Source organism: Enterobacter sp. 120016, from assembly GCF_018383635.1.
Classification (GTDB): domain Bacteria; phylum Pseudomonadota; class Gammaproteobacteria; order Enterobacterales; family Enterobacteriaceae; genus Enterobacter; species Enterobacter asburiae_D.
This window is the reverse complement of record NZ_JAHAWC010000001.1, coordinates 790,659-809,660: the sequence shown is the minus strand read 5'-3', so window position 1 is coordinate 809,660 and position 19,002 is coordinate 790,659. Positions and strand designations below refer to the sequence as shown.

Here is a 19,002-nt window from a genome sequence, read left to right as displayed (position 1 = left end):
AGAAAACGTTTTTATCTTTCCGGAAGGCGCTGAATAAATAAATTTCATCTTCCCCTGCCTCGAGATAAATCAGTCTGTTTGGCTCCGGTTAGTGCTGAATGGATTACAGTTATAGATACCGCTGCGTGGCCTAAGCTGAGGGAATAACGATGCAACGCACCTTTTCGGCATTCTGGATGGTCCTGTTTTTATACGTCGCACCGCTTAACGCGGAGCCCAACGTCTATGGTGAGCAACGCATCAGCGGCTGGTGGAATGCGCTGACGGATGATATCTCCCGGACCTGGGAAGAGCCTCAACGTTACGACCTGTACCTGCCGTTCCTGAGCTGGCACGCTCGCTTTATGTACGACAAAGAAAAAACGGACAATTATAATGAAATGCCGTGGGGCGGCGGGCTGGGCGTTTCCCGCTATAACGAAGAGGGCAACTGGAGCGCGCTGTTTGCGATGATGTTCAAGGACTCGCACAACGAATGGCAGCCCGCGATGGGCTATGGCTGGGAGAAGGGCTGGTATCTGGATGATGCCAAAGATTTCCGCCTTGGGCTCGGTGCCGCAGCGGGCATCACGGCGCGAGATGATTTTGCAAACTATGTCCCGCTACCGTTCATCTTCCCGCTGTTTTCGGCCGGGTATAAGCGCGTTACCGTCCAGTTCACCTATATTCCAGGAACCTATAACAACGGCAACGTGCTCTTTGCCTGGCTGCGCTTAGGCTTTTAAAGGGTGATCACCTTTTTTGCCACGGCGTTAGACAATACCAGCATGGAGAAGAGAACAGAGGTGACGAACGTGAGCACAATCAGCGCCAGCTTCATACCGAGAGAGGTCACCGGTATCAGCGCCGTCAGCAGATGAAACACCGAGTAGTGCACAATGTACACGCCGGTCATCGTTTTGCTGATGGCGGCCAGAATGGACTCCTTAAATTCAGCGTTGCGGCGAAAGCGCACGCCGTTCGCCGCAATCACCAGGGCAATAATCAGGATGTAGATCTGCGAGCCGGTAAGAATAAAGGCGTTTCTGTCCGCCTTGAACAGCGCGAAGAAGAAGTGGCGCTCGTAAAACCAGGTGAAGAGGTAGATAAACGGGATGGCGACAACCGCCGCCCGGACCACATTTTTGCGGCTAATCCACTCGGCGACTTTCGGGTCGCAGAAGAGTTGCCCCGTCAGATAAAACAGCAGCCACGTCCACAGCCGATACTGCGGTGAAAGCGAAAGGGCGTGCGTTTCAGGATAAAGCGCCGATAGCAGATCGTATCCGTAGGAAAAGAGCAGCAGGGCGGCAATCGCGCCGCAGAACAGCGCTCGCCGCTGGCTCAGCCACTCCACCGCAGGGTGGAAGGTGTAAATCACCACAAACGCAAACACGAACCAGGGCTGGATTAAATACCCGCGCTGATAGGGCTCCCACAGGTAGTAGATCGTTATCCAGAACAGAAAAACAATCACCAGACTTTTAATTTTACCCAGCTGCCAGCGGGTGCCGTGCCGTGATTGTCCGTCGAGATAGCCCGCGACAACGAAAAACAGCGGCGTGGCGATGGTCGAAATAAAGGTTAAAAACCCCAGGATCCAGTGATAGTCGTAATCATAATGATCCCAGGTGTTGTAGATGGTAAAGAAAGTCACCGCCGTCATACAGCCCAGCGTCTTGATAATGTTCAGCCCTGTCGCATTCATTGTTGTTTGGCTTCGTCCTTACGATGGAAACACGCATAGATAACGGGGAGTACCAGCAGCGTCAGGATTGTAGCAAACCCCAGTCCAAACATAATCACAACGGCCATGCTCTGGAAGAAAACGTCCAGCAGCAGCGGAGCCAGGCCAAGTACGGTCGTAAACGCGGTGAGCAGAATGGGGCGCAGGCGCGAGGTGGCGGCATAAACGATCGCACTGTGCTGATCCTTTTGCGTTTTCTGCTGTTCGATCTCTTCCACCAGCACGATGCCGTTGCGGATCAGCATGCCGCTCAGGCTCAGCAGACCAATCAGCGCCATAAAGCCAAAGGGAATGCCGGTAAGTAAAAATCCCGGCGTCACGCCAATCAGCGCCAGCGGTACGGTCAGCCAGATGGCGACCGCATTTTTTACCGAGCTGAACATCAGCACCGTAATAACAAACATCACCAGATACCCGAGAGGTAGCGTAGTGAATAGACCCTGCTGCGCTTCACTGGAATTTTCCGCATCGCCCCCCCATTCAATGCTGTAGCCGTGTGGCAGGCTAAGGGCATCAATCTGCGGCTTCACGCGGGCGAGAATGTCCCCGGAGGTTTGCTGGCTCAGCGGATCGGGATCGGTCTGCACCGTCAGCACCCGCGAGCGGTCGCGTCGAAGGATGAGCGGATCTTCCCACTCCAGCGAGAAGCGGCTGACGACGTTACTCAGCGGGATATACTGCTGCCGCGTCTGGCTCCACACCAGCACGTTGTTCAGGTGATTGGCGTCCAGCCGTTCACTCTCAGGCGGGCGCACCACCACGGGCAGCAGGTCGCTGCCTTCCCGGTACAGCCCCGCCCGACTGCCGGAGAAATTCATCTCCAGCGCGTTATCAACGTCCTGCTTATCTACGCCAAGCTCGCGGCCCAGGGCGGCAACGTACTGTGGGCGGATCACCTTGCTGCGATTTTGCCAGTCGTTCCTGACGCTGCCCGTGGCCGGGTCGCGCGTGATAATGTCGTCCACCTGGCTGGCAATCAGACGCAGCCTGTCAGGATCCGGGCCTTTAATGCGCACCTCAATGGCGCTGTCGCCGGAGGGGCCAAACATAACGCGTTTGGTGCTGGCGTTGACCTGCGGATAGTTTCGCGCGATGTACTCGTCCACGTGGCGCGTCAGGGCGGAGATGTTGCGCTGGTCGTCCATGCGCACCATGATCTGCGCATAGTTGCCGTACTGCCGCTGCCCGCTGTAGGTCAGAATAAAGCGCATACTTCCCTGACCGATGGTTGAGACGGTGGTCTCCACGCCTGGCTGGCCATTGATCGTTTTTTCAATATCGCTGGTCATTTTCTCAGTCCACTTGATATCGGTACCGTAGGGTAACCAGAGGTCGACAAAGAAAATCGGCGTATTAGACGACGGGAAAAAATTTTGCCGCACGGCGCCGAAGCCCCAGACAGACGCTGCCAGCAGCGCAGCCATCACAATGAGCGTCGGCGCCTTATGGTGCAGCAGCGTGTTTAGCAGGCGCTGGTAGGCGCGGTAGAGTCGTTTATCGTAAGGATCTGACTCATCGGTTTTATCGGGCGCGCTGTCGTTTTTAAACAACCACCACTTAATCAGCACCGGGGTGAGGGTGAGTGCCGAGAACCAGCTCAGCATCAGGGAAATCAGCAGCACCTGGAACAGGGATTTACAGTATTCCCCGGTGGAGTCCTGCGACAGCCCGATAGGGGCAAACGCCAGGATGGCGATCACCGTCGCCCCCAGCAGCGGCAGGGCGGAGCGGCGGATGATGTAGTTCACGGCGGTTAGCAGCGGGGAGCCCTGCTGTCGGGCAATCAACACCCCTTCGACAATCACGATGGCGTTATCCACCAGCATGCTGAGGGCGATAATCAGCGCCCCGAGCGAGATGCGCTGCAGCTCAATGCCCCACAGATACATAATCAGCAGCGTGCCCAGCACGTTAAGCGCGAGGGAGAACGCGATGATGATCCCGCTGCGTACGCCCATAAAGATCAGCAGCACGCCGATGACAATCGCCAGCGCCATCAGGAAGTTAATAATAAAACCGTTAACGGAGTGGCCCACTTCGGCAGCCTGATCGTAAAACAGATCTATCTGTATGCCCGCCGGTTTTTCCGCCGACATCTGGTTTAGCTTCGCCTCCAGCGCGTGGCCCACGTCGATAACGTTCACGCCGGGAATAAACGAGACGCCCATGGTAACGGCTTTTTTGCCGTTGGCATGGTAGATACTGGCTGGCGATTCGTTCAGCCCGCGCGACAGCGTGGCGATATCCCGCAGACGCGTCGCCGCCCCGGTGCCGGAAGGCGTGATGATGATATCCGCCAGTTCATCAAGATTCTCGAACTCACCGGTCGGGTGCAGGCGAATGGATTCGGTGCCGGAGGTAATTTCTCCGGCGCTGGAAACGACGTTAAGTCTGCTGAGCAGGGCGGAAAGCTGGTTCAGCGTAATGCCGCGCGCGGCCATTTTTGTCAGGGAGATATCAATGTTGACCTGCTGGCTAATGGCCCCGCCGATGGCGACCTTCGCGACGCCGGGGATCAGAATCAACTCCCGGCGCAGCTGCTCCGCATATCTCACCAGTTCAGGATTACTGAATTCATCTCCGGAAATGGCGAAGAAGAAGCCGAACACGTCGCCGAAATCGTCATTCACGAAGGGCGTGACGACGCCGGGCGGGAACTGACGCGAAGCATCGCCCACCCGGCGGCGCAGTTCATCCCAAATCTGCGGCAGCTCGTTCGAGTGATAGCGAGAAGCGATGTTAACGGTGATTTGCGACAGGCCGTTTGAAGAGATGGAGCTCACGTTGTCCAGATAAGGCAGCTGCTGCAGGGCATTCTCCAGCGGAAGCGTCACCTCCTCTTCAACCTGCTGAGCGGATGCGCCGGGGTAGTGGGTGACCACCACTGCGGTTTTGATGGTAAAGGCGGGATCTTCCAGCCTGCCGATATTCAACAGGGCGAAAATACCCCCAATGCCCAGCAGCAGGATCGTTAGCCAGACGCGAACAGGGTTATTAATAAATTGACGAGAGATATCCATTACAGTCCCCGTTCACGCGTCCAGATACGCACCGGCTGGTTAGCATGGAGCTCCCCAACGCCTGCGGCCACCACGCGCTCGCCCGCCTTAAGCCCGCTGGTAATCACCACGCCTTCGGTACTCACTTGCCCCACGCTGACCTTGCGGTCTTCCAGATGCAGCGCATCGCCTTCGCCCGTTACGACCCAGACGTGCGGCTCGTTGCGCGGGCTGTTGTTCGGGTTAAAGACTGCCTCAACCGGGACGACCAGCGCCTGAGCGTCCGCGCCAGCCGGGAGGTTGGTTAAATTGATGGTCACCGTACCGCTTACGCCGCCGACGGCGGGAAAATCATCTGGCCGCGGCATGGTAAGTATCACCTGCCAGGTCAGGGTATTGCTGTCGCTGCTGCCCGAGTGCTCTTTGTAGACGGCGGTAAATTCCCGATCCGGCATGGCGTTAATTCTCACCACGGGGCGATACTGCGCGTTGCGGATATCAAAGGTCTTAAACAGGTTTTCAGGGATGCTGAACACCACGTCCAGCAGGTCGGTGCGGGTTAACGTCGCGATTGGCTGGCCGGGGGACACCACCTGATGGTTCCGTACGTGCACGCTTGCCGCCGTCCCGCTGAAGGGGGCGACGAGCGTCATCTGGTTTAGCTCTTCTCGGGCAATTTGCAGCGCCGCATTCGCCGAATCGCGGTTTGCGCGCTGCACGTCCATTTCTGCTTTCGAAATCGCCTGGCGGCCCGCCAGCGTCTGGAAGCGGTCAAACTGCCTCTGGGCCAGCGTCGCCGCCGTTTGTCTGTCGTTAACCCGCTGCTGGGCTTCACTGGCGTTCAGTCTGGCAAGCTGTTGCCCCTGTTTGATGGCTGCGCCCTGACGCACATCGAGCGCTTCAATTTGACCTGCGCGCTTGAAGGAAAGGTCTGTGGCATCGCCCGATTCAATGCGTGCGGGAAAAATGCGCTGCTGGTCGTGACCTGGAACCGTCACCTCCGCCACTTTTACCATCCTGGGCAGGGGGGCGGCTTGCTTGGGTTTCGGGTCGCACGCCGTGAGCGTTAACAAAACGAACGGTAAAAGAGAGAGGTAGCGGTTCACTGTATTCCCCTAATAAATAACTGTTTTATTTATTCCATAACCTGGACAGGGGTGACACTATTCTGCCAGAACAGTGACGACCATATAGGTAAATAAACCAATCGCCGTGCTGGCGATAATGGCAAGCGCAATAAACATACCCAGACGAATCAGGCTTAAACCATACATACATTCCTCCATGAGCAGGAAGCGGTAGCTGACTATGAGCATAGTCGGCGAAAAGATAAATGTTAAATAACCATTATCAGTGGGTAAGCGCTAAACCTGATATTCCTGTGCTACGTTTAATGTTATCCATCTTTTTTTACCGTAACTGGCATTAAGGGCAACCCCCTGCATTTAATGCGTTTTTTTGCTTCATTCACTCTCGTGTTGGTTATAAAAAGGATGCTCGATATGTATAAAAACATTCTCGTTCCGGTGGATGTCTACGAGACAAGCCTGGCGGATAAAGCGTTGCAGCATGCACAGTTTCTGGCGCAAAGCGCATCGGGTGACATTCATTTGCTGCACGTCATGCCCAAATTTTCAGCCGAGCTGACGCGTGGTTTTATTTCAGATGCGCGCAAAATGGATGAATATATGATTAATAATTCGAAAGAAAAGCTGTCTGACCTGGTCAAAAAATTGAATCTGCCAGAAGAGCGTGTTCATCTCCACGTCCGTAGCGGGAATGTTCGTGATGAGGTTATTAAGCTGGCGGATGAACTTGCTGCTGGCGCGATTATTGTCGGCTCGCGAAATCCAAATATTCAAACCCATTTGTTAGGATCGGAGGCGGCAAGTATTGTTCGTTACGCACATGTTCCTGTTTTCGTTATTCGTTAATTACAGAGAAGCAAGGTGATTTCTGAATAGAACCTGAGGAAGGAACGATGAAAACAGGAAAACCTGAACGTCCGTATTATCAACAAACCGTTGACGAAACCCTGTCGAATATCCACTCCACCCTGGAAGGCCTTAGCGGCACTGAGGCATCAGCCCGACTTCAGCAGCACGGTGAGAATGCGTTACCGCAAAAAAAGGGCAAACCCGCCTGGCTGCGCTTCCTGGCGCATTTTAACGACGTATTGATTTACGTTCTGCTGGTGGCCGCGTTGCTTAAGCTCTTTATGGGCCACTGGGTAGACATGTTTGTGATCCTTGGGGTTGCCATCATTAACGCGCTGATTGGCCATATCCAGGAGAGCAATGCTGAAAAATCGTTGCAGAGTATTCGCAATATGCTCTCCAGCGAAGCCGTGGTGGTACGACAGGGGAATCATGAAACGATCCCCACGACGGCGCTGGTCCCGGGAGATATCGTGGTGATCCGCGCCGGGGATCGTATCCCTGCGGACCTGCGCGTGATTGAAGCGCATAACCTGCGCGTGGAGGAGGCCATTCTGACCGGCGAATCCACCGTTGTTGAGAAAAACAGCGATGCGTTAAGCGGGGAACTGCCCTTAGGTGACCGGTATAATCTGCTCTACTCAGGCACCACCGTCAGCTCCGGCGGCGGTAAAGGCGTGGTGGTGGCAACCGGGGGCGAGACAGAGCTGGGCCACATCAATCAGATGATGTCCGACATTGAAAAGCACCGCACGCCGCTGATGGTGCAGATGGACAAGCTCGGTAAGACCATCTTCATCACTATCCTGGTGATGATGGTGGCGCTGTTTGTCTTTAGCCTCCTGTTCCGGGATATGCCGGTTTCTGAACTGGTGCTGTCGCTTATCAGCCTCGCCGTTGCCGCGGTGCCGGAAGGCCTGCCGGCCATCATTTCTATCATCCTTTCGCTTGGCGTACAGGCCATGGCGCGTCGCAAGGCCATTATTCGCAAGCTGCCTACGGTGGAAACGCTGGGCGCAATGACGGTCATCTGCTCGGATAAAACCGGCACCCTGACGATGAATGAAATGACGGTCAAAGCGGTGATTACCGCTGACACGACCTATCGCGTAGAGGGCGACAGCTACGAACCGGTGGGGAATATTCACCCTGTAGATGACCCGACGCCCGCCAGCGTGACGCAGGGTTCCCTGCTGGAACGCTACCTGCGCACCATTGACCTCTGTAATGACAGCCAGCTGATCAAAGACGAGCAGGGGCTGTGGAAAATCACCGGGGGCCCGACCGAGGGGGCGCTGAAGGTCCTGGCGGCGAAAATCCCGCTCCCACCGCTCGATACCGAAATGCGCAGTAAAATCCCGTTTGATTCACAGTATAAATACATGTCCACGCTGTACCGGCTGGGTGATGAAGAGGTGATTTTAATCACCGGCGCGCCGGACGTCCTGTTCCGCCTCTGCCAGTACCAGCAGACGAATGACGGACTGCAGCCGTTCGATCAGCCCTACTGGGAAGGGAAGATTGAAGAGTATGCCCGGGAAGGGTTGCGCATGGTGGCCGCGGCCTGGAAACCTGCCCGCGAGGGGCAACGCGAGCTGGATCACCCGGACCTGCATGATGGCGTGATCCTGCTGGGTATTGCTGGAATGATGGATCCGCCGCGTCCGGAGGCCATTACCGCCATTGCCGACTGTCTGCAGGCCGGGATCCGCGTGAAAATGATCACCGGCGACCACCCGCAAACGGCCATGAGCATTGGGCAAATGTTGGGGATTGGTAACGCCGCAAGCGCTATCACCGGACGTGAGCTGGAGGCGATGGACGATCGTCAGCTGAGCGACGCCGCGCAGCAGTACGATATTTTCGCCCGAACCAGCCCGGAGGATAAATTCCGCCTTGTGCAGGCCCTGCAAAGTAAGCAGGAAGTCGTGGGCATGACCGGGGATGGCGTAAATGACGCCCCAGCGCTCAAGCGGGCGGATGTGGGCATCGCCATGGGGATTAAGGGGACGGAAGTGACCAAGGAAGCCGCCGACATGGTGTTAACGGATGACAACTTTGCCACCATTGCCAGCGCGGTGCACGAGGGACGTCGGGTTTACGATAACCTGAAAAAGACCATTCTGTTCGTTATCCCCAGCAACATCGCGCAGGCCCTGCTGATCATCATCGCGCTGCTGGCGGGGAACCTGATCCCGTTGACGCCGGTCCTGATCCTGTGGATGAACATGGCGACGTCGGCAACGCTGTCGTTTGGCCTGGCGTTTGAAGCGGGTGAGAAGGACATCATGAACCGGCCACCGCGCAAGGCAAATCTCCATGTGATGGACGGCTATGCCATCTGGCGCGTGGTGTTTGTCGGTCTGATGATTGCCATCAGCGCCTTCGTGCTGGAGGCCTGGCTACAGCCGCGCGGCTACTCGGCGGAATTTATCCGCACCGTGCTGCTGCAAACCCTGGTCACTGCGCAGTGGTTCTACATGCTCAACTGCCGCGTTAATGACGGCTTCTCGTTGAGCAAAGGCCTGCTGGCGAACAAAGGGATTTGGATCGTGAGCGGCGTACTGCTGGCGCTACAGCTTCTTATCATTTACGCACCCTTCATGCAGATGCTGTTTGGCACCGAAGCGCTGCCGTTCCGCTACTGGGTCATCACCTTGCTGATTGGTTTTGTGATGTTCCTTATTGTCGAGGCGGAGAAAGTACTGACGCGCCGGTGGCGCAAAACCGAGGCGTAATAGCGTAAACTGAGAAAGCCTGCCTGAGACCAGGCTTTCTCTTTTTTTGAGCACAGGAAACTATGATTCGACTTACCTGGTTCGTCCTTACGCTGTGTGCTGCTGTACCCGGTGCGTTTGCCGTAACCTATACGCTTCCGCCGGAAGGCAGTCATCTGGTAGGAAACCCGATTGTCATCACCGTTCCCGAAGGCAACACGCTGCCTCTGGAAGCCTTTGCCGCGCGGTACGGACAGGGGCTGAGCAACCTGCTGGAAGCAAACCCGGGCGTGGATCCTTTTTTGCCTAAATCCGGCACCCGGCTGGTGATACCTCAGCAGCTGATTTTACCTGACACCGTCCGCGAGGGCATTATCGTGAATGCGGCAGAAATGCGCCTCTACTACTACCCGCCGGGTGGCAATACCGTTGAAGTGCTGCCCATCGGCATCGGTCAGGCCGGGCGTGAAACCCCGCGTAACTGGGTGACGGCCGTTGAGCGTAAGCAGGAGGGGCCAACCTGGTCTCCGACGCCTAATACGCGGCGTGCCTATGCGGCAGAAGGGAAAACGCTTCCGGCATTCGTGCCCGCCGGGCCGGATAACCCGATGGGACTCTATGCGATTTATATCGGCAGGCTGTATGCCATTCATGGCACAAACTCGAATTTCGGCATCGGGCTGCGGGTGAGTCAGGGCTGTATTCGTCTGCGAAATAACGACATCAAATACCTTTTCGATAACGTTCCCGTAGGAACCCGCGTGCAGCTTATCGATCGGCCGGTAAAGGTGACCACGGAGCCGGACGGCAGCCGCTGGGTGGAAGTTCACGAGCCATTATCACGTAACCGCGCGGAATTTGAGTCAACCCGGAAAGTGCCTCTGCCCATTTCAGCCGCGCAGCGAACGCAGTTGATAAACGAGGGTGCGGGTGCTGAACTGGAGCGGCGGTCGGGGATGCCGGTTAAGATCGGCATTTGAGGGTATTGTGCGGGCTGGTGCCCTCACCCCGGCCCTCTCCCACGGGAGAGGGTGCAAACACTAAAAACGGCAACCTTGTTGCCGTTTTGCATTTACCTTTCGCTGAAAAGCAAAAAGCCTGCTTTAAAAGCAGGCTTTTTAAATTTGGCTCCTCTGACTGGACTCGAACCAGTGACATACGGATTAACAGTCCGCCGTTCTACCGACTGAACTACAGAGGAATCGTGTGAACGGGGCGCATATTATCGACCTGCGTTCGCCTTGTCAAAGGGTGGATCAACGCCTTTTGATCGTTTGCTGACAAAATCGGCAAAGTGATGTTTTTGACAGCGGAATGCACCGTCATGGTGCGGGTATACCCCTAATGGGGCAGATCATAAACTGCTGTTTCGGTAATAAAACCCCCCTCCATGATTAGGTTTCCTTATTTTCAGGCGCTTAGCGAACAATTTAGACCGCCTGGTAAAAGTGGCATTCATATTGCAAAACCTGTTCAACAACGACAGCCGGTTCCGGCACAGCATTTCGAACAGGGGGCAAAATGAACTTAAGACGACTGAAATACTTCGTAAAAATCGTCGATATCGGCAGCCTGACTCAAGCGGCAGAAGTGCTGCATATCGCGCAGCCCGCGCTGAGCCAGCAGGTGGCTACTCTGGAAGGCGAGATGGATCAGCAGCTGTTGATCCGCACCAAACGCGGCGTCACGCCAACGGAAGCAGGCAAAATCCTGTATACCCATGCGCGCACCATCCTCCGCCAGTGTGAACAGGCTCAGCTGGCGGTGAATAACGTGGGCCAGACCCTGAGCGGGCACGTGTCTATCGGCCTGGCGCCGGGAACGGCCGCGTCCTCTATTACCATGCCGCTGCTGCAGGCCGTCCGCGCCGAGCTGCCTGAAGTGCTGGTGTACCTGCACGAAAACAGCGGTTCCGTACTGAATGACAAACTGCTCAACGGCCAGCTGGACATGGCGGTTCTTTACGATCGCTCCCCGGTCGCTGGTATCACCAGCCAGCCGCTGCTGAAAGAAGATCTCTACCTCGTGGGGACCCGCGACTGTCCGGGCCAGAGCGTCGACCTTACCGCCGTGGCAGAGATGAACCTCTATCTGCCGCGCGACTACAGCGCCGTACGCGTACGCGTGGACGAAGCGTTCTCCCTGCGCCGCCTGACGGCCAAAATCATCGGTGAAATTGACTCAATCTCCACGCTCACCGCGGCCATTGCCAGCGGAATGGGGGTGACGGTTCTGCCGGAATCCGCAGCACGCTCGCTGTGCAGTGCGGCAAACGGCTGGATGGCGCGGATCACCACGCCTTCGATGAGCCTGCCGCTGTCGCTGAACATGTCTGCACGCGGTTCGCTGTCGCCGCAGGCGCAGGCGGTAAAAGAGATTTTGATGTCGCTGGTCAGCAAGCCATCGCTTGAAAACCGCGAACTCCAGCTCGTGAGCTGATATTCCAAAAAAGCATAAGATGCTGGTTTTTATTATTTGTTCTGCAGCTCGGCTGACTCTAACAATAGAGCTATGTCAGATGCGCCGGAGTGAATCGTGAATTTCCAGCAACTTAAAATTATCCGTGAGGCGGCCAGGCGGGACTACAACCTGACCGAGGTCGCCAATATGCTTTATACCTCTCAGTCCGGCGTCAGCCGCCATATCCGCGAGCTGGAAGAGGAACTGGGTATAGAGATCTTTATCCGTCGCGGCAAGCGGCTGCTCGGCATGACGGAGCCGGGTAAGGCTTTGCTCACCATCGCGGAGCGGATCCTCAACGAGGCCAGCAACGTGCGTCGTCTGGCGGATCTCTTCACCAATGACGCCTCGGGCGTGCTCACCATCGCCACCACCCACACCCAGGCGCGCTACAGCCTGCCGCCGGTGATAAAAGCCTTCCGCGAACTTTTCCCTGACGTCCGTCTGGAGCTCATCCAGGGCACGCCGCAGGAAATTGAAGTGCTGCTGCAAAACGGTGGGGCGGATATCGGCATCGCCAGCGAGCGCCTGAGCAACGACCCGCTGCTGGTGGCGTTCCCCTGGTTCCGCTGGTACCACAGCTTATTACTCCCGGTCGATCATCCGCTGAATCAGGTCTCTCCCCTGACGCTGGAAGACGTTGCGAAATGGCCGCTGATCACATACCGCCAGGGGATCACCGGACGTTCGCGCATTGATGAAGCCTTCAACCGCAAAGGGCTAACGCCGGACGTGGTGCTGAGCGCGCAGGATTCTGATGTGATCAAAACCTACGTCGAGCTGGGTCTGGGCATTGGTCTGGTGGCGGAACAGTCCAGCGGAGAACGCGAGGACGGGAATCTGGTGCGTCTTGATACGCGTCACCTGTTTGACGCCAATACCGTATGGCTTGGCCTGAAGCGCGGGCAGCTGCAGCGCAACTATGTGTGGCGCTTTATCGAGCTCTGCAACGCCGGGCTGTCGGTGGATGAGATTAAACGCCAGGTGATGGAGCCGGAAGAAGTGGCGATTGATTATCAGATTTAGCTGCTGGCTTGCCCGGTAGCGCTGCGCTGACCGGGATCGTTGCTTAGCTGAACGGATATTTTTTAAAGACCGACTGCGATTCGAATGATGCGGCAAAAGCCTGAATCTCTCTAAAATCCGCTGCGTTAACGACGTGCGGGATCATCGACTGCATAAACGTCCAGACAACCGTGCTCGTGACGGCAACCTGATCGGGAACGGTGGTGGCGGGGCGCCCCTCCAGTAAGGTATTCCATTCCCTGCAGGCCGCCAGCAGCTGGGTTGTAATGCGCTTGACCCATGCAGCATGCTGCTTCTCCACCGGCCGCTGGTGGTGTTCATACACATTTTGCACGGCTTTCTCAGCGGCGGCGAGAATAAAGCCCAGCGTCTGAAGATCCTTTGCCTGCGCATCCGGCGCGACGGGCAGAAGTCTCCGCTCGGGGGCGGCCTGATCCTCAAAATAGTTCAGTATCAGCGACGAGTCCATCAGCCGTATTCCGTTATCCAGAATCAGCGTTGGCGCTTTTACCGCCGGGTTGATCCGGGAGAACGCTTCGAAGGTGCTAAAGACTGATAGCGGCTGGCTTTCAAACTCAACGCCATAAAGCTCAAGAGAGATCGCCACGCGCCGTACATAAGGCGAATCCATCATGCCAATAAGCTTAATCATAATTCCCGTTTTCCTGTCTCTGTGAAATAACGCTTCATTGAAGAGGATGAACTGACATTACAATACAAACTTCCCGGCGAATATCTTCAGTATCTAACCGTAAAGGTTAGTATTACTGACATGTGGGCAAGCTGTCGTTATAGATCCATCGCAGATAAGGGAATGTTTTTATGTCCGATTTTCCACCCATCGCCAGTTTGCGAAGCTTTGAAGCCGTCGCCCGTCTTGGCAGCGTGACGCTGGCGGCGAAAGAACTCCACGTTACCCATTCCGCTATCAGCCAGCAGATCAAAGTGCTGGAGGAGATGGTGGGCGTGAAGCTCTTCATCCGGAACGGGCGAGGGGTGCAGCTCAACGAAGAAGGGCGGCTCTATGCCTTACAGGTACGCGAGGCGCTAAACCATATCGCAGATGCCACCCGGCTCGTGCAGGTGAAGCCGAGAAAACAGGAGCTGACGCTGGCAATGGTTCCGTCTTTTGGATGCCACTGGCTGTTGCCGCGTCTGGAACGCTTTCGGGCTAAATATCCACTTATCACCTTGCGGATCCAGGCCAGCCTGACGGTCACCAGCCTGCAGCAGGAGGGGATAGACATCGCCATACGGATGGGGAAGGGAAACTGGGAAGGAAGTGAAAGCCATTACCTTTTTTCCGATGAGCTCATTGTGGTGGCCGCGCCTGGCTATAACGACGGTGTGCTGCCCGCTACGTCGGCTGAGATTGCAAAGAGTCATATTATTTTTTCCATGGAGTCCTGGAAAACGTGGTGCGTGAATGCGGGGCTGGAGAAAGAGATCGTGCCTGGCGGTTTATGTATTAACGACTCCAATATCATTATCGAAGCCGTTCGGCTCGGGAAAGGGATCGCGCTGGAGCGTCGCTCTCTGGTTCAGGATGCCATCACCCGAGGTGAACTGGTCCAGCTAACCTCCATCACCGCGCCGTATCCCTGGCCTTACTGGCTGGTGACGGCGCAATCAACGGCGGCGAAGCCGGAAGTGGCTCTTTTTGTCGCGTGGCTGAACGAGGAAGTGGCGGTCTGGCGACAGTTGACGGGCTCCTGAACTTTTTTCGATGCTGCTCGTAACAAAATGAATATCCGACAAGGGATACATAGAATTTCTCCGGCACGCATTCAGTATTCCCGTAACCCCACAAGAATCTTCTTTCCATCTCTGCATAATCATTGCTATAGCTTTGCATGTATATAGTTTTTGATCTATATTTGATGGGAGGCCTTGTGTGGGCAATTAACACGACGGACAGGTTTGATCGCTGGTTCACATCGCTTGACGATACCGATCGCGCCAGCGTACTTGCAGCACTGCTTGTTTTGCGAGAGAAGGGGCCGGGTTTATCGAGACCTTACGCTGATACGCTTAAAGGCTCTCGTCATAGCAACATGAAAGAGCTACGTATTCAGAGTAAGGGTGATCCATTGCGGGCGTTTTTCGCCGTTGACCCAAACCGTACTGGCATCATGCTTTGTGCTGGCAATAAGGTCGGCAGTGAAAGGCGATTCTACGATGAGATGCTTCTCGTTGCTGACCGGGAATTCACTCACTGGCTGAATACATTAAAAGAGAGGGAATAGCGCGATGGAAAGAACCCTTGAGCAGCTTATAGCGGATGAAAAGCCGGAGGTTGTCGCCAGCGCTCAGGCGATAGCAGCGGATATTTTGCTCAACATTCATCTGGCTGAGTTACGTGAGAAAGTACAAAAAACGCAAGTAGAGATGGCACAGGCTCTGGGGATCAGGCAGCCTACCGTTGCGGTAATGGAAAAGCCCGGGCGCGATTTGAAACTCTCTTCACTTAAGCGTTACGTTGAGGCTGCGGGTGGAAAGCTGCGGCTTGATGTTGAGCTGCCAGATGGCTCGCACTATGAGTTCGTGCTGTAGGGCTGAAAAGCCTGATTCAAAGCCGCCAGAATGACCGCCAATCGACGGTGATGAGCGAATCAGGGGCTAAGAGGTTGTTACTTATTGGTGGAAGTAGGGGCATGCTGCTGCATCAATTCAACGATCCAATCAATAAAAACGCGCAGCCTGGCGTTGACGTGGCGGTTCGGCGGAAATGCCAGGTACAGGGGCATTGGGTTAATACGCCATTGTTCAAATAGCGGGATCAAGGAGCCACAAGCCTGATGCGCTGCCGCCATATAGACGGGTAGCGCAATCACGCCTAATCCCGCTAGCCCTGCTTCGAGGTAAGCGTTGCCATCATCCACTGCAAGCACATAGCTGGCCTTGATTTCAATATGTTCACTCTCACCATGCAGTACCAGAGGATCAATCTTACCGGTGCGTGAGGACAAGAATCCCACTATGCGATGGTCCGTGTTTTCCAGCTCTCGCGGATGCGCAGGGGCGCCGAGGCGTGCCACATAACTCGGTGCGACGTAAACACCAATTTGCAAATCGCCGACATGGCGTGCGATCAGGGACTGGTCATTGATTTCGCCACCGCGCAGGACGCAATCCACGTTGTCGCCGATCAGATCCACTACCCGGTCACTCACGCCCATATCGAACTGGATATCAGGGTAGCGTGCGTGAAAAGCCGGTAGCGCGGGCACCAGCACCAGGCGGGCGAGAGGAGTGGGCACATCTACCCGTAGCCGTCCCCTGGGCGTCATCGCCGAACTGGACAGGCTGTTTTCAGCATCTTCCATGTCCGCCAGCAGGCGGATGACGCGCTCGTAGTAGACCGCGCCATCGGGGGTGACACCGAGCCTGCGGGTGGTGCGATGGAGCAGCCTGACGCGCAGGCGCGCTTCCAGCTGCTGAATAAGCTGCGTCACCGTGGTTTTGCTCATATGAAGCGTTTGGGCAGCTTTTGTGAAGCTACCTGCTTCCACCACGCGAGCAAAGGCGCGCATCGCATCGAAACGATCCATCCCCTGTCCTCTCTTTTCACCGATTGTTTGGATATTACAAACAATGATGGACAAAGTCGCTTGTTTATCCGCCGGATCCTGCGCCTGTAAAGTGTCTTTATGTTCACCGGGCAGATTTCGCCCCATTACAAAGGTACTAACATGACAACACGCGAAGCAGTTTTTCCCTTCGGACGGCAGGCGCTCTATGAGCGCAATCGGTATTCACCCGCCATCAAATCTAACGGCTTCCTGTTTGTTTCGGGGCAGGTTGGTAGCCGGGAGGATGGTTCGCCTGAAGAGGATCTCAACGCGCAGGTCCGGCTGGCATTCGATAACCTTAACGCTGTTCTTACGGCTGCGGGCTGCACGTTCGCTGACGTGGTTGACGTTACCCTCTTTGTCGTCGATCCCGAGTCAAACCTCGACGCTATCTGGAGTATTCTGCCAGAATATTGGGGGGAAGCGCCTTACCCTACGTTGACCGGGATCGGCGTGACGTGGCTGTACGGATTCCAGTTTGAGATTAAGGTGATTGCCAGGCTGCCCTAAGCGTTACGGATTTTTCGGCCAGTCGACAGACCAGACAGAGGAAAATTGATGAAAGCAGCGGTTTATGACATGGAAGGCGCTCCCGGCGTCCTGCAGTATGTCGACGTCCCGGATCCGGTCGCAGGGCCTGACGACGTCCTGATTTCTGTTGAGGCTATCTCGATTGAAGGGGGCGATCTGATCAACCGACGCTCAACTCCGCCGCCTCTTCCTTCATGGATCGTCGGCTACGCGGCCGCGGGCACGGTTGTTGCCGTCGGGGCGAAAGTCCATAGCCGCAGGGTTGGGGACAGAGTGACTGCTTTTAGCATGCAGGGATCGCATGCGGAACGTTGGGCTGTGCCTGCGGAACGCACCTGGCTTATACCGGATGGAGTGGATGCAGCAGAAGCGGCGGTGGTACCGATCTCTTTTGGAACCGCGCATCACTGCCTTTTCACACGAGGGATGCTTCGGCGCGGAGAAACCGTCCTGATTCAGGCAGCAGCGGGGGGCGTGGGGCTCGCGGCGGTTCAGCTTGCCTCACAATCCGGCGCGAGGGTCATCGCCGTGGCAAGCGGAACGCAGCGAATAAACCGGTTGCTGGAACTTGGTGCCGATCATGTCGTGGATCGTGTAGAGAATAACGTCGTGGGCAGTGTCCGAGAGTACACCCATGGTACCGGTGTTGACCTCGTCATCGATCCGGTAGGGACGACGTTGCCAGCTTCGCTTTCTGCACTCGCTCCGGAAGGGCGTCTCGTTTTCGTCGGTAATGCGGGCGGTGGCAGCCTGACTGTCGACCTGTGGCCGCCAATGCAGTCTAACCAGACGCTCATGGGGGTATTCATGGGGCCCCTTTTTGAAAGGCCCGGCGTTCGGACAAGTGTGGACGATATGTTGCTGGCTGTGGCAGCAGGGCGCATCAGGGTTGTCATTGACCGCATTTTCCCCCTGGCTAACGCCGCCGGGGCCCATGAATACGCTGAGACAGCGAAACCGCTTGGCCGCATCGTTATGAAGCCTTGAGAGAGGGGGGCCTCAACCTGGCCCCGACACAGCTCCTATCTGGAAACCGCCTCGCATTTCGTTTATTCGATTCGCCATAATCCTTTGAACCGCAAAAACAGTTTTCTATTATCTGCCTTCTTAGTGACGCACTTCGTTCACACCTGCATTGCCCTTCGATGGATAACGACATTCTGCCCACTTAATTACGAAAAGGAAATCACCCTGAATCTGATGAATAATTGCGCACTCCCTGCCATGAATGTTATATTAAAATATAATATTCGGAGGTGTGCTATGTATACAACCCGCCTTAAAAAGGTTGGCGGATCCATCATGCTGGCGGTTCCTCCCGCCGTACTGAAAACGCTGGAGCTGTCGACGGACAGCGAAGTCGGCATGACCATTAATAATGGCTGCCTGATTATCGAACCCCAGAAACGGCCTCATTATTCGCTTGAGGAGCTGCTGGCGCAGTGCGATCCGCACGCTGAAATGAGCGAAGAGGATCGGGAATGGATTGATGCGCCTGCGGTGGGCAAGGAGATCCTGTAAATGGAAAGAGGGGAAATTTGGCTTGTTTCACTGGATCCGATTGCTGGCCACGAGCAAAGTGGAAAACGTCCGGTACTCATCGTATCGAAGGCATCGTTTAACAAGCTGACCCGGCTACCGGTGGTGGTACCCGTCACCAGCGGCGGAAACTTTGCACGTACAGCGGGTTTCACCGTTTCACTGGAAGGGGCGGGGACAAAAACAATGGGCGTTATTCGCTGCGACCAGCCCAGAACTATTGATATGGCTGCCAGGAACGGCATGCGGCTGGAACGTATACCTGACGCAGTTGTAAATGAGGTACTTGCCAGGCTGGATGCGATTCTGAGTTAACATCAGAGACGCAGAAAAGCAAAAAGCCCGCTTCAAAAGCAGGCTTTTCAAATTTGGCTCCTCTGACTGGGATCGCCTTTGCCAGTAACTGGCTAATAATTAAGCTAATCCTGAATTTCCTTTTTGTCAAGACCACCAGAATGACCACCAATCGAAGCTGGTGATCATTTTTGTACATTT

The 19,002-nt window shown here is 55.6% G+C and carries 18 protein-coding genes and 1 tRNA gene; 13 read left to right on the top strand and 6 right to left on the bottom strand.

Annotated elements, in window-relative coordinates:
- Nucleotides 1-149: 149 nt before the first annotated feature.
- Nucleotides 150-725 carry a lipid IV(A) palmitoyltransferase PagP gene (gene pagP, locus KIF87_RS03875; RefSeq protein WP_213327946.1) on the top strand — a complete coding sequence of 192 codons (576 nt, stop codon included), beginning with the start codon at nt 150-152 and terminating at the stop codon, nt 723-725.
- On the opposite strand, the gene KIF87_RS03870 is transcribed toward pagP, so the two are convergent.
- The 3 genes from KIF87_RS03870 to KIF87_RS03860 are packed head-to-tail and all read right to left on the bottom strand — an operon-like array spanning nt 722 to nt 5,831.
- Nucleotides 722-1,687 (bottom strand): acyltransferase, encoded by a 966-nt coding sequence (locus KIF87_RS03870; RefSeq protein ID WP_213327945.1) that lies wholly within the window; start codon nt 1,685-1,687, stop codon nt 722-724. The two genes, pagP and KIF87_RS03870, sit on opposite strands and share 4 nt — an antisense overlap.
- On the bottom strand, nt 1,684-4,746 hold the full coding sequence (locus KIF87_RS03865; protein WP_213327944.1) for an efflux RND transporter permease subunit: 3,063 nt from the start codon (nt 4,744-4,746) through the stop codon (nt 1,684-1,686). Before KIF87_RS03865 ends, KIF87_RS03870 begins: the two co-directional genes overlap by 4 nt.
- Nucleotides 4,746-5,831, bottom strand: coding sequence for an efflux RND transporter periplasmic adaptor subunit (locus KIF87_RS03860; protein WP_213327943.1), 1,086 nt, complete (start codon nt 5,829-5,831; stop codon nt 4,746-4,748). The genes KIF87_RS03865 and KIF87_RS03860 overlap by 1 nt, the downstream gene beginning before the upstream one ends.
- 396 nt (nt 5,832-6,227) lie before the next feature.
- On the opposite strand from KIF87_RS03860, the gene KIF87_RS03855 reads away from it, so the two are divergent.
- The 3 genes from KIF87_RS03855 to ldtA all read left to right on the top strand — a co-directional run bounded on the left by KIF87_RS03855 (nt 6,228) and on the right by ldtA (nt 10,359).
- Complete coding sequence (locus tag KIF87_RS03855; RefSeq protein ID WP_028019628.1) at nt 6,228-6,659, top strand: universal stress protein; 432 nt, start codon at nt 6,228-6,230, stop codon at nt 6,657-6,659.
- A 47-nt stretch (nt 6,660-6,706) separates the two neighbouring features.
- On the top strand, nt 6,707-9,400 hold the full coding sequence (locus KIF87_RS03850) for a cation-transporting P-type ATPase (protein ID WP_213327942.1): 2,694 nt from the start codon (nt 6,707-6,709) through the stop codon (nt 9,398-9,400).
- 62 nt (nt 9,401-9,462) lie between these two features.
- The gene (gene ldtA / locus KIF87_RS03845; RefSeq protein WP_213327941.1) at nt 9,463-10,359 is read left to right on the top strand and encodes a L,D-transpeptidase; all 897 of its coding nucleotides are present in this window, start codon (nt 9,463-9,465) and stop codon (nt 10,357-10,359) included.
- Nucleotides 10,360-10,504: 145 nt separating this feature from the next.
- On the opposite strand, the gene KIF87_RS03840 is transcribed toward ldtA, so the two are convergent.
- Nucleotides 10,505-10,580 (bottom strand) — tRNA-Asn (locus tag KIF87_RS03840).
- Between the two features lie 320 nt (nt 10,581-10,900).
- Here KIF87_RS03840 and nac point away from each other — a divergent pair.
- Both nac and cbl read left to right on the top strand, forming a co-directional pair.
- Nucleotides 10,901-11,818, top strand: a complete 918-nt coding sequence (gene nac / locus KIF87_RS03835; protein WP_008499475.1) for a nitrogen assimilation transcriptional regulator NAC — start codon at nt 10,901-10,903, stop codon at nt 11,816-11,818.
- A gap of 96 nt (nt 11,819-11,914) precedes the next feature.
- Nucleotides 11,915-12,865 (top strand): HTH-type transcriptional regulator Cbl, encoded by a 951-nt coding sequence (cbl, locus tag KIF87_RS03830; protein WP_023336219.1) that lies wholly within the window; start codon nt 11,915-11,917, stop codon nt 12,863-12,865.
- A gap of 43 nt (nt 12,866-12,908) precedes the next feature.
- Here cbl and KIF87_RS03825 read toward each other — a convergent pair whose 3' ends face one another.
- Nucleotides 12,909-13,517, bottom strand: a complete 609-nt coding sequence (locus KIF87_RS03825) for a glutathione S-transferase family protein (protein ID WP_213327940.1) — start codon at nt 13,515-13,517, stop codon at nt 12,909-12,911.
- Nucleotides 13,518-13,687: 170 nt separating this feature from the next.
- Between KIF87_RS03825 and KIF87_RS03820 the strand changes: the two genes are divergently transcribed.
- The 3 genes from KIF87_RS03820 to proR all read left to right on the top strand — a co-directional run bounded on the left by KIF87_RS03820 (nt 13,688) and on the right by proR (nt 15,418).
- The gene (locus KIF87_RS03820) at nt 13,688-14,581 is read left to right on the top strand and encodes a LysR substrate-binding domain-containing protein (protein ID WP_213327939.1); all 894 of its coding nucleotides are present in this window, start codon (nt 13,688-13,690) and stop codon (nt 14,579-14,581) included.
- A gap of 176 nt (nt 14,582-14,757) precedes the next feature.
- Nucleotides 14,758-15,111, top strand: coding sequence for a type II toxin-antitoxin system RelE/ParE family toxin (locus KIF87_RS03815; RefSeq protein ID WP_213327938.1), 354 nt, complete (start codon nt 14,758-14,760; stop codon nt 15,109-15,111).
- Between the two features lie 4 nt (nt 15,112-15,115).
- The gene (gene proR, locus KIF87_RS03810; protein ID WP_213327937.1) at nt 15,116-15,418 is read left to right on the top strand and encodes a transcriptional regulator ProR; all 303 of its coding nucleotides are present in this window, start codon (nt 15,116-15,118) and stop codon (nt 15,416-15,418) included.
- A 77-nt stretch (nt 15,419-15,495) separates the two neighbouring features.
- Here proR and KIF87_RS03805 read toward each other — a convergent pair whose 3' ends face one another.
- A complete protein-coding gene (locus KIF87_RS03805; RefSeq protein WP_213327936.1) occupies nt 15,496-16,416 on the bottom strand; it encodes a LysR family transcriptional regulator in 921 nt (306 codons plus the stop codon).
- Between the two features lie 141 nt (nt 16,417-16,557).
- Here KIF87_RS03805 and KIF87_RS03800 point away from each other — a divergent pair, with 141 nt between their 5' ends.
- The 4 genes from KIF87_RS03800 (at nt 16,558) to KIF87_RS03785 (ending at nt 18,822) form a co-directional block, all read left to right on the top strand.
- On the top strand, nt 16,558-16,947 hold the full coding sequence (locus tag KIF87_RS03800) for a RidA family protein (RefSeq protein WP_213327935.1): 390 nt from the start codon (nt 16,558-16,560) through the stop codon (nt 16,945-16,947).
- 48 nt (nt 16,948-16,995) lie between these two features.
- Nucleotides 16,996-17,955, top strand: coding sequence for a quinone oxidoreductase family protein (locus KIF87_RS03795; RefSeq protein ID WP_213327934.1), 960 nt, complete (start codon nt 16,996-16,998; stop codon nt 17,953-17,955).
- A 276-nt stretch (nt 17,956-18,231) separates the two neighbouring features.
- Entirely contained in the window at nt 18,232-18,489 is a 258-nt protein-coding gene (locus KIF87_RS03790) for an AbrB/MazE/SpoVT family DNA-binding domain-containing protein (protein ID WP_004852307.1), read from the top strand.
- Complete coding sequence (locus KIF87_RS03785; protein ID WP_213327933.1) at nt 18,490-18,822, top strand: type II toxin-antitoxin system PemK/MazF family toxin; 333 nt, start codon at nt 18,490-18,492, stop codon at nt 18,820-18,822.
- Nucleotides 18,823-19,002: the final 180 nt, after the last annotated feature.

Coding starts and splice junctions, on each gene's coding strand:
- proR (WP_213327937.1), top strand. CDS start 15,116: ATGGAAAGAACCCTTGAGCAGCTTATAGCGGATGAAAAGCCGGAGGTT.
- ldtA (WP_213327941.1), top strand. CDS start 9,463: ATGATTCGACTTACCTGGTTCGTCCTTACGCTGTGTGCTGCTGTACCC.
- pagP (WP_213327946.1), top strand. CDS start 150: ATGCAACGCACCTTTTCGGCATTCTGGATGGTCCTGTTTTTATACGTC.
- KIF87_RS03825 (WP_213327940.1), bottom strand. CDS start 13,517: ATGATTAAGCTTATTGGCATGATGGATTCGCCTTATGTACGGCGCGTG.
- KIF87_RS03795 (WP_213327934.1), top strand. CDS start 16,996: ATGAAAGCAGCGGTTTATGACATGGAAGGCGCTCCCGGCGTCCTGCAG.
- KIF87_RS03820 (WP_213327939.1), top strand. CDS start 13,688: ATGTCCGATTTTCCACCCATCGCCAGTTTGCGAAGCTTTGAAGCCGTC.
- KIF87_RS03855 (WP_028019628.1), top strand. CDS start 6,228: ATGTATAAAAACATTCTCGTTCCGGTGGATGTCTACGAGACAAGCCTG.
- KIF87_RS03790 (WP_004852307.1), top strand. CDS start 18,232: ATGTATACAACCCGCCTTAAAAAGGTTGGCGGATCCATCATGCTGGCG.
- KIF87_RS03805 (WP_213327936.1), bottom strand. CDS start 16,416: ATGGATCGTTTCGATGCGATGCGCGCCTTTGCTCGCGTGGTGGAAGCA.
- KIF87_RS03800 (WP_213327935.1), top strand. CDS start 16,558: ATGACAACACGCGAAGCAGTTTTTCCCTTCGGACGGCAGGCGCTCTAT.
- KIF87_RS03865 (WP_213327944.1), bottom strand. CDS start 4,746: ATGGATATCTCTCGTCAATTTATTAATAACCCTGTTCGCGTCTGGCTA.
- KIF87_RS03785 (WP_213327933.1), top strand. CDS start 18,490: ATGGAAAGAGGGGAAATTTGGCTTGTTTCACTGGATCCGATTGCTGGC.
- KIF87_RS03850 (WP_213327942.1), top strand. CDS start 6,707: ATGAAAACAGGAAAACCTGAACGTCCGTATTATCAACAAACCGTTGAC.
- nac (WP_008499475.1), top strand. CDS start 10,901: ATGAACTTAAGACGACTGAAATACTTCGTAAAAATCGTCGATATCGGC.
- KIF87_RS03870 (WP_213327945.1), bottom strand. CDS start 1,687: ATGAATGCGACAGGGCTGAACATTATCAAGACGCTGGGCTGTATGACG.